The sequence below is a fragment of the Limosilactobacillus reuteri subsp. simiae genome, assembly GCF_020784875.1.
GTDB classification, from domain to species: Bacteria; Bacillota; Bacilli; order Lactobacillales; family Lactobacillaceae; genus Limosilactobacillus; species Limosilactobacillus reuteri_H.
The window spans coordinates 24,788-38,628 of record NZ_JAJGUI010000117.1 but is presented as its reverse complement, the minus strand read 5'-3'; the positions used below and the strand labels follow the sequence as shown (position 1 = coordinate 38,628).

Genomic DNA, 13,841 nt, shown 5'->3' with positions numbered 1-13,841 from the left:
GAAACTAACTAACTTTATTCAACGCCTCGACAAGTGGTTGAGGGTCCGAATAAGGCAGTATATCTGGAAGCAATGGAAAAAGTTTAAAACTAAGGTAACTAACTTACAGAAGTTGGGGCTGTCCCAGCGTGATGCATATGTCTTCGCTAGTACCCGCAAGGGCTACTGGCGAACTGCACATAGTAAGACCTTGAGCTATTCTCTAACTAATAGAAAACTGGAACAACTTAGACTTATGAATATGTCCAAGACGCTCCAGTCAATTCAATGTGATTAAGTTGTCGAACCGCCGTATACGGAACCGTACGTACGGTGGTGTGAGAGGTCGATAATTGAATTAATCAATTATCTCCTACTCGATTCCTTTAAAATATAGTTATACTGAAAAACAAAAAAAGACATCGACTGACGGTGATTTTTTGTTGAGTACATTTGCTTTCGCTCATGTACTCAACTAGGTCTAAAAAGACATTAACAGGAAAATTGGCGCTTTGTTATGAGCTGTCAGACGTGCTGAAATGGACAATCACCCGCATTTTAAAATCTCAGGCAGTCTGAGAGTCAAAACAATAACTACCTAAAAGATAGGTTAAGCTAGTCTATGAAGTGCAAGACAAAAGTTAGACAAAATTAAAATATTAAGCTGCTAAGGCATGGTTTCGGTATTCGACTGGAGTCATGCCTTTTGTTTTTAAGGTTGTTCTGACATGGTTAAAGTATTGAACGTAGTCGTGAGAAAGTTCGGTTAATTCTGCGATATCCTTGCATGGCAGAAACCCTGCTAGTAACTCGGTCTTAAATAAGTGAAAGAAACTTTCGACTGGAGCGTTATCCAGGCAATTTCCTTTCCGCGACATGCTTTGAATAAACTGGTGATCCGCCAATTTTTGGGTATAGTAATCTAACTGGTAATGCCAGCCCTGATCCGAATGAATAATTGGGTGAGCATTATCAGGTAGATTGGTAATTAATTCTTCTATGGTTTTTATAACCAGTTCTTTATTCGGACTGATACTTATTTGGAAAGTTAGAATCTCTTGACTCGCTTCATCAATCATCGCTGAGATGTAAGCCCACTGATGATTAGCTAAACGGACTTGTGTTACATCAGTATGGATAACATGATAGGGTCGTTTTTCATTGAATCTTTGTTTTAACCGATTGTCCGCAATCTTACCAACCGTACCATGGTAAGATGAATACTTACCATTACGATGGCGATTATACAAATTTACTTGAACATTTAATTCCCGCATTAACTTGCGAATAGTATCCCCAGCCAAATGTAATCCTATTTGGTCTAACTCCATTTGAATACGACGATAACCTGCGGTCCAACGTCCACGAAGTCTAAACCGTTGGGCAATCTTTAGAATTTGAGCTTTAGCTTCTTCGTATTTGTCGTGAGAGCGGGCAATTCGTTTACGTTCATCGTGATAGGTTGCCTTGGCAAGCCCAATGGTTTTGAGAAGATCGCCGATCTTATAGCGCAGTTTCTTTGGTCGCTGTGATTGATCGTCCCTGATCTGATCCACTATTTGGGTTTTCTTCCTGGCTTTGAGGGTCCGAACAGGGACAGCGATTTTTTTAAGATATCACGCTCCATCTTAGTTTCATAAAGTTCTTGGTTCTTCTTCGCCAATTCTTCTTTTAATAGTTCCAGCTCACTCTTATTAGCGAGCTGACGAGCCTGTTTTTTAGTATGTTTCACTTTAGACGGCCTGCCTTTCGGGTGAGGCTTCAAAGCTGCAATACCGTCCCGTTCAAATTGCGAACGCCATCTTGAAACTTGCGCTGTTAAAATATTAAAGCGAGCGGCTACTTCAGCCATCGAATCCTCATGAGTTTGGTAGTAGTCTATCACATTTAGTTTAAAATCGGCGGTAAATATTCGTTTATGACGCCGTTTTTCAAGTGCGTTGATCCCCCTCAATTGGTATCCCTGAACCCATTCAGCAATACGTCGCCCATTAATTTGATATTTCTTACTTAAATTATTAGTACTTTGCGAAGTCGAAAGGTATTCGTGAACAATTTGGGCTTTCAGTTCTGATTTATATTTGGTCATACAAAAAAGTGCCTCACAATCATTAGATTTCTTGTCTAACAATTGTAGGGCACTTCACAAACTAGCTTAGCTTTTTTATTTATTGGGCCACATAATACCAAGTCATCCCCGTTAAAGCCCGATATATAAGGATTTATATTTTTTATTACATATTTGTCCGAATGTGCAGAAAAATATCAGTATAAATTACGCAACAGGGGCAGTAACCCAAGTAAACACGAATTAGTTAAAAATAAATAAGCCGATGTGACTAAAATAACCCCTCAATACTTTATTTAATTAAAGTACTGAAGGGTTATTATCGTATGCATATAAAAACAGTGATAGAAGCTTCCACAGCGACAAAATATTTCGATGGTCACTTGCAAAATTGGTTTAAATAAACGAAAATAAAAAGAGTTAATATTGTTTAGAAAAGGACTACGCCAATGACAGATTCAGATCTAAAAAAGATTCATATTGTTTTTAATGGTCAAGATACTCCACCATTAAAGATTAGCCAGCTTTTTGATGCTAATAAGTTCAATCGTTTAACAGCAGTTACTGGTAACGTGACTGCCGACTTTATTAATCAGTATTTAAGTCGATTCATTAAAGTCGAAGTTGCACTGAGCAGCCCTGAAAATTATGAAGCGAAAACTGGTGATGAAGTGATCACTAAGGTTGCTTTAACCAATGCATTGTTATCTGCTGCTAATAAAAAGCCTGCTAAAGTCTTTGAAGCATTAACTAGTGACAATCAAGCAAATGTGTTGAACAATCTTTTTCAAGTTGCAATTGCACCAACCCAGGCTATCCATTCACGTTTTTACCTCCTAAGTAATTCCGAGACTCATGATACTCGTGTGATTTTGGGAAGTCTTAACTTGGACAGTGCTTCATTTGATAAAGAGCGTAACCAATATGAAGAAATATTAGTCTTTGATGATGACATTCGGCTATTTCAAAATCTTGATAACCACTATAAGAATGACATCAAGCCAGTTTTACGACCATTTTTTACTGAAAATCTTTTAAATGCAGCGCAAAATCAAATTGATGAGAGCTTGAAAGATACTAAAGGAACTAAGAATGCGGTTGTAATTCTTGATAATGAAGTTACCGATCAAATCGCAGCGGCAGATATGACCGACTTGATTAGTCATGACGTTCAAAAACAAATTGATGAAAATAAAATTCCCGCAATGATTACTAAGTCGATGCGAGATATTACGACTAACCGCTCTCAAGATAAAGAAGAAGCAGAACGACAAATTCAACAACACGATACAATTTACACTTTGCAAAAAACAGCTGTATCGCCCCGAGCAGCTAAGCCAAAATTGAAATCGCGCGAAAAGATTTTTAAACAAGTTCAGGATGCATTGATTAGTGGTATGACACCACAACAACGGTCAGCAGAGAAGAAGTATACAACGTTCTTATATGATCGTCCGATGGAAAGAAATCTGGTTAACAATAATAGTGGCCTATATGTACCGAATGATACTGGCACGCACCCAATTCAATTTGGGAAGATTGCGACTATTAGTCAAATTCGTGATGGCTTAAAGAGTATTGATGCGGTATTAAAAGGGTATCAGCAATACGTTGTTGACTACAATGATGATTATGGTAAGCGATTCTATGAAGCTATTTTATATAGTTTTACGGCACCATTTTTATGGGAAATTCGTGCGAAAGCTAGTTTGAATCCTGAAGATGGGAATGATATTCCTAACTTCTTGATTCTAGGAGCAACTGCTGGTTCTGGAAAGTCAACCCTATTACGGATTATTAATCAATTGACATGGAATACTGATCGGTCATTAATTGATTTTGGGACTATCTATCCTACAGATACACCGCAGAAAAAAGCAAAAACTGTTGATGCAATTGAGCACTACATGAAGCTTGGAAGTTCATACCCCGTTTTAATGGATGAGATTGAACCATACTTCTTCCAACAGGATCAATATAGTCGGCACTTAGTTGTTGATACGATGAATGAATTGGTTAACAATCCACATGCAATTGCGCCATTAATCGGAACAACTAACTATGATTCTGGTTTTACTATGCTACGTGAAACTGCACGGCGAACTTATTATCTCCAAATTGATAAGGTTATCGATGACCAGCAAAAAGGTGAAGCCAATAAATATATCTATAATGTACGACAAACCTTAAATAATACGCTGTTTAAGGACTTTGTAATGCGGATGGCAAGCTTACTAGAGGACGATGAAACGCCATGGCGCGCATTCGATGAAAAGACTGGTAAACTTGACTTCTTAGCAAATACCCGTAAGATTTTCCGCGATTACTATCAAATGGCGGATATGGAAGTACCTCCTTACTTTGCGGATGAAATCTGTGATGACTTTAAGGAAAGTTCGCGTAACCGGTGGGCTAAACTTTACCTAACACAGGAAGAAGACTTTAAATACCGGCAACAAGATCATAGTTTGTTATTTGATATCTCGAAGCTTAATACTTTCAATGGTTTTACTGCCGATAGTATTGAAAAGTACCGAAATGCATTACCAATTGAACTTTGTGTAGATGGTATCAATGGTAAACGTGGTAAGTTTGTAGAGATAAAAGCTGATGAATTCTTTAAATGGATTGGTGAACGCAACCCATATACTGAAGAAATTGAGGAAAACGAAGCAAGTAATGATGAAACGTTAACTACGAATACAGCTGAAAAAGTTACGGAATCGCCTATTAAAGAACAAAAGAAGGGATTCTGGGCACGATTATTTGGCTAATATAAAAAGGTCTGGGACGCAAATAGCATTCAAGACCTTTTTATTTATTATTAATTTTTTGTGCCTTTTGTTTCTGATGGTGTTTCAGATTTTCAAGCCGATTTACCAAGGGTTTTGCATATTTTATGTAGAGCGGATTACGAAGGAGCCAGTTGTGAAAACGGGGTGAAATTTTAGTGATACACCATATTGTGAGGAGGAAGAATGGAACCTGGGGAATAACAGGGAGAAGCATCCCGATTATCCCACCGACGAATGAAATACTCCCTAACAAGATCCATCCAAGTTTTAATACTAATTTTAAGATCATTAAGAATTCCTCCTTTCTTTCATAGTATCGTTACCGTTATTTTATCATGAGCGTACGAAAAAAGGGTGGGGAGCTGCTTAAGTTTTTATTACATTTAAGTTAAGGAGAGAAATAAATTGACATTTTATACAATCAGCTATTTATCAAATCATCAACACATGAATCAATTGTTCAATTATGTTGCTATTATCATTTTTGCACTCTTGATTGCAGTAATGACGCTTTTATATTTACGACATCGTCTTATTACCCGGTATCGTGATTTAGGAATAATTTTCTTTTTACTATTGTTGCTTTTTATTGGCTTTCAAGTTACCGATATGGAAAAAAGTACCACACAGCAATCCCAGACAACGCAGATGATTCCCTTTATTAAGGCAGTCGCTCGGGACCATAATGTTTCTCCACAAAAAGTAGTTGTTAACTCCACAACTTTAACGGATGGGATTCTTGTCCGAATTGAAGATCGTGATTACCGTGTCAATTTAAGTCAAACAGGGGATAATTATACCCTTACACGAGCACATGTTGTTAATCATCAGGTTAATTTAATGAAGTAGGAGAGAAGAATGGATACTTATTCGTTAATCATTATAAAGTTTGTTCTTGGGATGTTATGTTTGATTCTTCAGATTAATTTATTGGGGAAAGGGAATCTTGCGCCAACTTCTGCCATTGACCAAGTCCAAAATTATGTTTTAGGTGGAATTATTGGCGGAATTATCTACAATAGTGACATTTCTGTCCTTGAGTTTATAATGGTACTCTTGATTTGGACATTAATTGTATTTATTGTAAAGTTTGCAAAGGATCATAATATTTGGGTAAGAAGAATCATTGATGGCCGGCCACAAATATTAATTCAGAATGGCAAAGTATTAGTAGAGAATTGTATGCGTGCAGGAATTAGTGCTAATGACCTTATGTTTCGTCTTCGTGGTCATGGGATTTATGAAGTTGCTAAAGTCAAGAGTGGAATTTTAGAACAAAATGGTCAACTTGTGATCATCGAAAATGATGAAGCTAATGTTCGCTTCCCACTAATTAATGATGGACAGATCAATATTGACGTAATGGAATTGATTCATCATGATGAACAGTGGGTATTTGAACAAATCCATAAAGCAGGATATGGCAGTGTTGATGATATCTATCTTGGCGAATATATTAATGGTAAATTAACTTTAATACCATATCCAAAAGCTTAAAAGACCATCCTCTTTATAATTTTCAAGCGTATAATAAGAGTAAAATACAAAATGAAATGATAAGAAGATGATTTGATGAAAAAATCGTTAAAAATTGCCGGAATTAGTATTGGTAGCCTAATTCTTCTTGCTTTTGGTATTCAGGGTTTTTTATTACGAGGAACACCTGGACAACCCTTATCACCACAAAATTACCAAGATAAAATAGAGTATTCTTCTGTTCCTACGTTACTTATTCCTGGTTGGGGCGGAAGTACGGTTACTTATAATAAGATGATTAAGTACTATCAGCAGAAAAACATTGCACAAAAAGTTTTAACGATCTGGGTTGCCCCTAACGGACGTATCTGGACTGAAGGAAACTTTCATGGGCAAAAGAATGCTTTAATTCAAGTCTTATTTGCTTGGAACTATAATGGTACCTACCATCCACAGATCAAGCAACTGACGACTGTTTTGAACTATTTGCAGAAACACTATCATATGCAGAAAATTAATGTTGTTGCCCACTCATATGGAGGCACAGAATTCATTCATGCTTATATGGGTTCAAAATATCTTCAAGATCATATGCGGTTAAATAAAGTAGTCTTTTTAGGGGTACCCGTTGAAGAAAGCCTTAGCGATCAATTAAAATATCGCTATCACTTAGTTAATAAATCGACAGACAAGAATTTTCATCAATTATTTTTAGAGATGAAAAATTGGCAATTAAATTATCCAGTTGAAATTTATAATTTAATGGGTAGTGAAGAAGGCAGTAAGACAACTGATGGAGCTGTTCCTCATATCCAATCGGAAATGTTAAAATCATTAATTAAAGCTCATCCATCAATTAGGTATCATCAAAAAGTATATCCAAAAACTACTCATTTTCAATTACATCACCGCACAAAAATTTTAAACAATATCGCTAACATTTTATGGGGAAGGAATTAAAATGAATAAAGAACATGGTCAAGTAACAGGAATTATATGGCGCGGACCTGATGACTTAGCTATATACCAACAATTAAAAGAATATGCAGATAAAAAAGATATTTCAGTTTCAAAGGCAGCCAAGCAATTAATTAACACAGCTCTCAGAAAAGATTAAAAAATCCTAATTGGTTAAGTTTATTATTCCATGATAGAATCTTAAATGTACAAAAATTAAAGGGGAGTTCACTTAATGACAAATCAAAAAAGTAAGACAGTATATTTCTGTGCAGGGTGGTTTACTGACAAGCAAAATAAAGCTTATGAGGACGCAATGAACGCAATTAAGGCTAACCCTACAGTAGATGTAGAGAATTCTTATGTGCCATTACAACACCAGTATAAAGGATTACGGGTTGATGAACATCCAGAGCTTTTGCAAGATCGCGAATGGAGTACAGCAACTTACAATGGTGATCGAGTAGGTGTTTCAACTTCTGATATGCTTTTAGCAGTCTACATTCCTGAAGAAGAAGATGTAGGAATGGGTGTTGAATTAGGAATGGCACGCGCACTAGGTAAATATATTATGGTAGTGATTCCTGATGAGGACTTTGGTAAACCAATTAATTTAATGAGTTGGGGAATTGCAGATAATTTCATTAAAATGTCAGAACTTCCTAATTACGATTTTAATAAACCATCTTACAATTTCTACGATGGTGGAGTATATTAAGAAAAAAAGATGTGCGATTTCAACTCGCACATCTTTTTTACAAAATGCTAGTTTACATAATATCTCTAACGGTTAATAAATTGATGCTCAATCTCTGACAATAGACCAGCATGATTGTTATCGTATTTTGTAACTTTATCAGCAACTTTCAGCAGGTCAGCAGTAGCGTTTTTCATTGCGTATCCATAACCAACTTCTGATAGCATCTCAATATCGTTTGAAGTATCTCCAAAGGCAACTACTTGATCTAGAGTTCCGTTTAAGTAATTTTCGACTAGTCTTTTTAATCCTAAGGCTTTATTTACGCCTGCTGGTAGGATATCAATGCCATAAGCTCCACTATAAGTTGCTTGAATTAAGTTTTGAAACTGCTCATTTAATTGATTTACATATCCTTGAATAATAGTTTGGGATAATTTGCGTTTAGCCCAACCAATGTTTAAATTATAAATTGGCTCAGTAATTTTTTGAAGGTCAGAAAAATATGTGTGATGGGGATAAAAAGGGACTGGAACATCGCGATACTGCTCGGCAAGGATTGTTTGTGTTTCGCCAGATAAAGATAGGATGTCAGGGCTAGGGAACGTATGCTTAATAAAAGCATAAAGTTGTTGCAACGTCGCAATTGAATGAGTCTTGCCGTATACAGATTTGCCGTTTATTATCAGTCGTCCACCATTTTCTGCTACAAATTCTGTTACAAGTGGGCAAGGTTGAAAGATCGTTGACAATGCATCGTAACTATTCCCACTTGCAATAATAAAGTGGTAGTTTTGTCGTTGTAATAATTCAATATCTTTATTTAAACGGTTAACGTCGAATTTATCATTATCATCTAGTAAGGTGCCATCAACGTCGATCGCAATAAAACGGTATTTTCCCATTTGATTTCCTCTCTGAAATACTAATTTGTAGAAGAATCTTGTGACTTTTCTACAGTAGTTTTACTTTTAAGTTGTTGCTTTAACTGTGTATTTTCTTTTTGCAGTTGATCAATCTTTTTTTGATACTTTTTTAATTCGTCCTTACTAACACGCGATGATTGTAATTCTTTTAATTGCTTGTTAGTTTTGAGGTGATTAGAAAATGATAGCAAGTAAATCATAATAGCCCCAATAAGTAAACAGATAAAGATTAGCAGCACTAGTGGCATTTTTACTTGTGCTCCAAAAAGATTGACTACTACAGTTGCTGTATTTAATAGTGCAAAGATAGCGATTATGATCAGAATAACGATTGAAGCAATGGTTGTAGATTGCTTTTTCATAGAAAATTCCCCCTCATGTTTTTTGTAACATATCTATTATATTAACTTAAGAAGTGCTGGTAAAGGAGAAGGAGGAATAAATAAGCGTCATCTGTATTTGTACTTTTAAATAAAATTGACAAATTCTCTTTATTTTTTTAATAAATGCGCTAAAATAGAAATATAAGGCGTCCTTAGTGTAATGGATAGCACATGAGATTTCGGTCCTCATGATCCGAGTTCGACTCTCGGGGGACGCATTTTTGATAAAATATGATGAAACATAAAAATCCTACAATCGTTGTTATATCAATAATTGTAGGATTTTTTAGTATTTTAGAAAAGTATGGAAAAATATAAAAAAGTACAAAGTCGGTACACCTTTGGTACACTAGTGTACCAAACTAAAGTTGGTTCAAAGCATTGACAATCTTGTCATCAGTTTTTCCTTTGTATTCATCTATTAAATAAGCGTAAGTATTCATTGTTGTACGAATGTCACTATGACCAAGACGTTTGCTGATTGGATATATATCCACACCTTTAGCAAGAAGTAGGGCAACATGACTATGCCTTAAAGAGTGGAAGTGAAAATTCTTCCGCTTGATTTTTAGATCAGATAATATATTTCGTAAGACTTTATTGACAGCATTACTAGTAGGGATGGTACCAAACTGAGTCATGAAAACCATATTACTAATATGCTTTTCCTTCAATTGAGAAAGCAATTGTAGAAGAGGTTGATTTACTTTGATAGTCCGATTAGACGATTATGGATTGCTTACTACAAGTATTCTCAACCACTTAACTGGGATTATCAGGGAGCCGGATTCAATATTCCACCCTGGGATGTCTTTACCGTGCATCAGTTTACTGGTTCAGACATGGACCGAAATATGGTTAATACAACTAAAGAAGGTTGGCTAAAGATGGCTAACCCTAATGATGTAGCTGTTAACTTACGCTATAGTGCTCGAACAAAATCTAATATTATTGCTACTTTACCAGCTGGTTCTACTATTAAATATGATGCCTTTAGTCGTCACGCTGGCTATGTTTGGATTCGTCAACCACGAGAAAACGGTTATGGTTACATGGCTGTTCGTGATACTAAGACTAACCAACCTTTTGGGAAATTTGAATAAGTAGAAAATTAGCCCTAGCGGTAGTTGCAAATTTTAGAATGCAATTACTACTAGGGCTTTCTTTTTGTTGTATAATAAAACAGCGATAGTAAACGAATTACCACCGCTGAAATAACTATTTTAGACACGCAACCATGCAAATAGTTGCTTAATAGTCTTTTTGATTATCTTTTTTATGTGCTTATTAGGCACAATCAATATTACTATGCACCAATGATGCAATTGGGACACCTCCCAACTTGCACATATTTGTGGAGTGATTAGTTCCAACAGTGTGCTCAACTATTGTATCATAAGTTGGTTGTGTTATAATATATGTATCAATATTACTATGCCGGTGTGCAAAATGGTTTCAGTTGATTACTTAAACCGTACCGGTAGTTGGGCGCCTAATAAGCGCTCTTTTTTATTTAGTTCGTACACGTTTGGCACACTAATCCCCTTGAAACGTTGATATAACAACGCTTTTAAACTCTCGGGGGGGAGTAAGATTGTATAAAAAAGCTCCGATAAAACGCTGATATAACGGCAGTTTATCGGAGCTTTTGTTTAGAATAAAGAATGATTAATATTGTAAAATATAATTTGATAACTAAAGTAATTGGAGGCTAAATAAATGCAATTAAATGAGTTAGTCACACGAAGCCAACTTATTCGTCAAGCTTACCATACTCTTGAGAAAGAGCATCATGGATCTGAATGGACTATTAATGAGGATCTATTGGCTCTTTCAAATGATATTGGTAATCTAGATCGTTTAGTAATGACCAAAGAGGGCCGCTATTATGATGAAACTCCTTATCAACTATCAGAAAAATTAGCTGAAAATATTTGGTGGTTGATCGAATTATCTCAACGCCTAAATATTGATATCGAAACAGAGTTAGAGAAATTTCTAGCTAAAAAGGAACAACAACTATCCATTGATTTAGAGAAAAATAATGATAAGAAGTGATTTGTTAGCGGTTCAAATACTTGTCTAAAAAGTCCATTACAATTTTAAATACCTGTGGTTGAAGAAATTTCACATCCATATGACTTGCGTCTTCAATTTCGTATAATTCAGCAGGAACATTATTTGCAACTAATGCATCATAAAGCTTTTCACTATCTTTAATTGGAACAACAACATCCTCTGTCCCATGAAAAATAAGGAAAGGCGTAGAATTAGAATTTACATAGGTGAGGGGATTCGCAGCAGAATCAAGCTCAGGAGCATTTTCAGGCTCAGCGCCAAGTAAATTACGATAAACAAAATCAAAATCATTTGATGCACTTCCTTTTTTTGCTGTTAACGGATCAACAACCCCATAAAAAGGAACCGCTACTTGAACATCACTGGAGTAATCTAAGTTGGTACCTTTGTCGAATTGACTAAGACCGTTAGTAACACCGAGCATACTTGTCATATGCCCACCAGCCGATTCTCCCATAGCAATAAACTGATTAGGGTTAGCTTGAAAGCGCTTGGCATTAGCTCTCATATAACGAATGGCAGCCTTAGCGTCTTCTAATTGTCCAGGGAACTGAACTTTATTGCTATCACGATATTCGACGCCAACAACAATGTAACCATGCCGAGCAAAATCAACCAAGTTTGGCAAATGAACATTGTAATCTGTATCCATCCAGCCACCACCAGCAAACCAAAAAATTACCGGATAACGGGTATCATCATTGGTTTGAAAATGTCGAATAACTGAGAGCTTCAAATCACGCGTTGTATTACCAAGCCATCCAGGAACTTGCGTATATGTAATGTCTGAATCTAGCCATAAACCGTCACGTACTTGATCAACTTTAAGCGTATGTTTCACGATAAAAACTCCTTTTAAAATACTTTTGACATAGACTTCAGCAATAGTATTACATAAAACTTTTAAAACATAAATCAAAAGTATTAGTTTTGTTTAGAAAGTTTTATTAAAGTTGAAAATAAGCATTAAATAAATTCTTTTGAGAAAGCTAAAAATTGATATTCTGGGGGAATTTTAAATTCATTCGCATTAAAACTATAATTTTAATGACAGGTTAATTTTAAAATAAATCGTTCCCTCTTTACGTATTTACTAGCAACTTCGCTTATTTTATGGTTAGATTAAATTAATATATATTTATAAGGAGCGATCATCTATGGAAATTCAATACTGGGCTGATATTGCGTGCCCATATTGCTATATGGGAATTACACAATTACAACGGGCGCTTAAAGAATTAAAGATTGCCGATCAGACACCATTAAAATTTATGTCATTTCAACTAGATCCAACGTTGCCAACAACAACTGATTTATCAATGACAGAATATTATGCAAAAACTCATCAACTAACTAAGCAAGAAGCTGCTACACAAATACAAAAAATTGATCAACTTGCTGCAGATATTGATTTACCAATTAAGATGGAAAATGTGATTCCTGTTAATACATTAGCTGCTCATCGCTTAATAAAATACATTGAAAGTTTAAATGACCAAGCATTACTTAATAAAGCTGTTAAACGACTTTATCAACTTTATTTTAATGATAATGAATCAATCGCGGACTATGAAGCTCTAACTGTTGCAATGAATGAAATCGGACTACCTGTTGGTGATGTTAAAAAAGTTCTTGAATCTAATCAGTATGAAGATGAAGTTCGAAAAAACGAACGGCGCGCATTTATGATTGGAATGCCAAGTGCACCGTTATTTGTGATTAATAATAAGTATTCAATCACTGGTGCGCAACCTTACGAAGTATTTTTAGAAGCCTTGAAAAAAGTAAAAAATACAACTAAATAGGATTCAAGCAAATCAGAAGATAATTTCTGGTTTGCTTTTTTGTCCCCCCTGCTCTATTTGTAAATAGAAAAACTGTAATTCTTTATAAATTCTAATCATCCGGGTAGAATAAGACTTGAGGAGGTCTTTAGAATGAAGGTAACAAAACTTGTTGTAGGAATTATTATGATTGTGTTAGCCATTATTATATTTGTTCAATCGATTGTAAGAGGTTTTGGGAATCCTAATCCTGCAATCCATATTTATGCTGGAACAGCCGAATTAATTGTTTCACTATTATATCTGGCATCAGGAATCGTCTATATCGCTACTTGTGGTATTGATGGTTTAGGTGGCGATATTGCTGGATTATCGATGATGCTAATCAGTTGGGTTTTAGGTTTGTTAACGTGTACTATCTATCTTCCATTGCAACTATGGGCATGGTTGGCTTTAATTATTGGAGTCGGCTTCTTTGTCTGGCATATTATGTTACGACGTGAATAAATTATGCTAATTATTGGGCAATCCAATGATGTTCGCTTTTAGCCTACGTTATTAGATTGCCTATTTTTTCTAATAACCACCCGTCAAACGGGTGGTTTGCACATCGGCTATAAGCCGATAATAAAAGCCGGCGTCTCAAGGCGCTGGCTTTCGCTTTGCTCAAGCCAAAATGCTCTGACTACTTTGCCAC

The 13,841-nt window shown here is 35.6% G+C and carries 16 protein-coding genes, 1 tRNA gene and 2 pseudogenes; 12 read left to right on the top strand and 7 right to left on the bottom strand.

Annotated elements, in window-relative coordinates; all coding sequences use genetic code 11:
* Positions 1 to 277 (top strand): annotated as a pseudogene (locus LMC10_RS10430) (group II intron reverse transcriptase/maturase); the annotation flags it as partial.
* A 361-nt stretch (positions 278 to 638) separates the two neighbouring features.
* Here LMC10_RS10430 and LMC10_RS10425 read toward each other — a convergent pair.
* Positions 639 to 1,535 (bottom strand): IS3 family transposase, encoded by an 897-nt coding sequence (locus tag LMC10_RS10425; RefSeq protein WP_229269788.1) that lies wholly within the window; start codon positions 1,533 to 1,535, stop codon positions 639 to 641.
* Complete coding sequence (locus LMC10_RS10420; RefSeq protein WP_229269787.1) at positions 1,535 to 2,068, bottom strand: helix-turn-helix domain-containing protein; 534 nt, start codon at positions 2,066 to 2,068, stop codon at positions 1,535 to 1,537. Before LMC10_RS10420 ends, LMC10_RS10425 begins: the two co-directional genes overlap by 1 nt.
* 428 nt (positions 2,069 to 2,496) lie before the next feature.
* On the opposite strand from LMC10_RS10420, the gene LMC10_RS10415 reads away from it, so the two are divergent.
* Positions 2,497 to 4,821, top strand: a complete 2,325-nt coding sequence (locus LMC10_RS10415; protein ID WP_229269786.1) for an Aq_aa27 family P-loop NTPase — start codon at positions 2,497 to 2,499, stop codon at positions 4,819 to 4,821.
* 40 nt (positions 4,822 to 4,861) lie between these two features.
* Here LMC10_RS10415 and LMC10_RS10410 read toward each other — a convergent pair whose 3' ends face one another.
* Positions 4,862 to 5,131, bottom strand: coding sequence for a YbaN family protein (locus LMC10_RS10410; RefSeq protein ID WP_229269785.1), 270 nt, complete (start codon positions 5,129 to 5,131; stop codon positions 4,862 to 4,864).
* 116 nt (positions 5,132 to 5,247) lie between these two features.
* On the opposite strand from LMC10_RS10410, the gene LMC10_RS10405 reads away from it, so the two are divergent.
* The 5 genes from LMC10_RS10405 (at position 5,248) to LMC10_RS10385 (ending at position 7,993) form a co-directional block, all read left to right on the top strand.
* The gene (locus LMC10_RS10405; RefSeq protein WP_035157330.1) at positions 5,248 to 5,691 is read left to right on the top strand and encodes a DUF3290 family protein; all 444 of its coding nucleotides are present in this window, start codon (positions 5,248 to 5,250) and stop codon (positions 5,689 to 5,691) included.
* A 9-nt stretch (positions 5,692 to 5,700) separates the two neighbouring features.
* Entirely contained in the window at positions 5,701 to 6,339 is a 639-nt protein-coding gene (locus LMC10_RS10400) for a DUF421 domain-containing protein (protein WP_229269784.1), read from the top strand.
* A gap of 75 nt (positions 6,340 to 6,414) precedes the next feature.
* Positions 6,415 to 7,278, top strand: a complete 864-nt coding sequence (locus LMC10_RS10395; RefSeq protein ID WP_229269783.1) for an alpha/beta hydrolase — start codon at positions 6,415 to 6,417, stop codon at positions 7,276 to 7,278.
* 1 nt (position 7,279) lies between these two features.
* A complete protein-coding gene (locus LMC10_RS10390) occupies positions 7,280 to 7,435 on the top strand; it encodes a hypothetical protein (RefSeq protein WP_229269782.1) in 156 nt (51 codons plus the stop codon).
* Between the two features lie 75 nt (positions 7,436 to 7,510).
* Positions 7,511 to 7,993, top strand: a complete 483-nt coding sequence (locus LMC10_RS10385) for a nucleoside 2-deoxyribosyltransferase (protein ID WP_004562256.1) — start codon at positions 7,511 to 7,513, stop codon at positions 7,991 to 7,993.
* Positions 7,994 to 8,058: 65 nt separating this feature from the next.
* Here the strand turns inward: LMC10_RS10385 and LMC10_RS10380 are convergent, their stop codons facing one another.
* Complete coding sequence (locus tag LMC10_RS10380; protein ID WP_229269781.1) at positions 8,059 to 8,877, bottom strand: HAD-IIB family hydrolase; 819 nt, start codon at positions 8,875 to 8,877, stop codon at positions 8,059 to 8,061.
* Positions 8,878 to 8,897: 20 nt separating this feature from the next.
* Positions 8,898 to 9,260: a LapA family protein gene (locus tag LMC10_RS10375; protein WP_229269780.1), complete on the bottom strand. Its 363-nt coding sequence runs from the start codon at positions 9,258 to 9,260 to the stop codon at positions 8,898 to 8,900.
* Between the two features lie 167 nt (positions 9,261 to 9,427).
* Here LMC10_RS10375 and LMC10_RS10370 point away from each other — a divergent pair.
* Positions 9,428 to 9,499: transfer RNA gene (locus tag LMC10_RS10370), tRNA-Arg, on the top strand.
* Between the two features lie 144 nt (positions 9,500 to 9,643).
* On the opposite strand, the pseudogene LMC10_RS10365 reads toward LMC10_RS10370, so the two are convergent.
* Positions 9,644 to 10,009 (bottom strand): annotated as a pseudogene (locus tag LMC10_RS10365) (tyrosine-type recombinase/integrase); the annotation flags it as partial.
* Between LMC10_RS10365 and LMC10_RS10360 the strand changes: the two are divergent.
* Positions 9,980 to 10,384: a hypothetical protein gene (locus LMC10_RS10360; protein ID WP_229269779.1), complete on the top strand. Its 405-nt coding sequence runs from the start codon at positions 9,980 to 9,982 to the stop codon at positions 10,382 to 10,384. The pseudogene LMC10_RS10365 and the gene LMC10_RS10360 sit on opposite strands and share 30 nt — an antisense overlap.
* 616 nt (positions 10,385 to 11,000) lie before the next feature.
* A complete protein-coding gene (locus LMC10_RS10355) occupies positions 11,001 to 11,339 on the top strand; it encodes a nucleoside triphosphate pyrophosphohydrolase family protein (protein ID WP_229269778.1) in 339 nt (112 codons plus the stop codon).
* A 4-nt stretch (positions 11,340 to 11,343) separates the two neighbouring features.
* Here LMC10_RS10355 and LMC10_RS10350 read toward each other — a convergent pair whose 3' ends face one another.
* Positions 11,344 to 12,201 carry an alpha/beta hydrolase fold domain-containing protein gene (locus tag LMC10_RS10350; protein ID WP_229269777.1) on the bottom strand — a complete coding sequence of 286 codons (858 nt, stop codon included), beginning with the start codon at positions 12,199 to 12,201 and terminating at the stop codon, positions 11,344 to 11,346.
* Between the two features lie 316 nt (positions 12,202 to 12,517).
* On the opposite strand from LMC10_RS10350, the gene LMC10_RS10345 reads away from it, so the two are divergent.
* Together LMC10_RS10345 and LMC10_RS10340 are read left to right on the top strand one after the other, a co-directional pair.
* Positions 12,518 to 13,165: a DsbA family oxidoreductase gene (locus LMC10_RS10345; RefSeq protein ID WP_229269776.1), complete on the top strand. Its 648-nt coding sequence runs from the start codon at positions 12,518 to 12,520 to the stop codon at positions 13,163 to 13,165.
* Between the two features lie 132 nt (positions 13,166 to 13,297).
* On the top strand, positions 13,298 to 13,651 hold the full coding sequence (locus tag LMC10_RS10340) for a hypothetical protein (protein ID WP_229269775.1): 354 nt from the start codon (positions 13,298 to 13,300) through the stop codon (positions 13,649 to 13,651).
* Positions 13,652 to 13,841 lie beyond the last annotated feature (190 nt).

Bases quoted from the DNA above. Each gene is read 5' to 3' on its own strand.
- LMC10_RS10420 (WP_229269787.1), bottom strand. From the start codon at position 2,068: ATGACCAAATATAAATCAGAACTGAAAGCCCAAATTGTTCACGAATAC.
- LMC10_RS10415 (WP_229269786.1), top strand. From the start codon at position 2,497: ATGACAGATTCAGATCTAAAAAAGATTCATATTGTTTTTAATGGTCAA.
- LMC10_RS10410 (WP_229269785.1), bottom strand. From the start codon at position 5,131: ATGATCTTAAAATTAGTATTAAAACTTGGATGGATCTTGTTAGGGAGT.
- LMC10_RS10400 (WP_229269784.1), top strand. From the start codon at position 5,701: ATGGATACTTATTCGTTAATCATTATAAAGTTTGTTCTTGGGATGTTA.
- LMC10_RS10395 (WP_229269783.1), top strand. From the start codon at position 6,415: ATGAAAAAATCGTTAAAAATTGCCGGAATTAGTATTGGTAGCCTAATT.
- LMC10_RS10390 (WP_229269782.1), top strand. From the start codon at position 7,280: ATGAATAAAGAACATGGTCAAGTAACAGGAATTATATGGCGCGGACCT.
- LMC10_RS10385 (WP_004562256.1), top strand. From the start codon at position 7,511: ATGACAAATCAAAAAAGTAAGACAGTATATTTCTGTGCAGGGTGGTTT.
- LMC10_RS10380 (WP_229269781.1), bottom strand. From the start codon at position 8,877: ATGGGAAAATACCGTTTTATTGCGATCGACGTTGATGGCACCTTACTA.
- LMC10_RS10375 (WP_229269780.1), bottom strand. From the start codon at position 9,260: ATGAAAAAGCAATCTACAACCATTGCTTCAATCGTTATTCTGATCATA.
- LMC10_RS10355 (WP_229269778.1), top strand. From the start codon at position 11,001: ATGCAATTAAATGAGTTAGTCACACGAAGCCAACTTATTCGTCAAGCT.
- LMC10_RS10345 (WP_229269776.1), top strand. From the start codon at position 12,518: ATGGAAATTCAATACTGGGCTGATATTGCGTGCCCATATTGCTATATG.
- LMC10_RS10340 (WP_229269775.1), top strand. From the start codon at position 13,298: ATGAAGGTAACAAAACTTGTTGTAGGAATTATTATGATTGTGTTAGCC.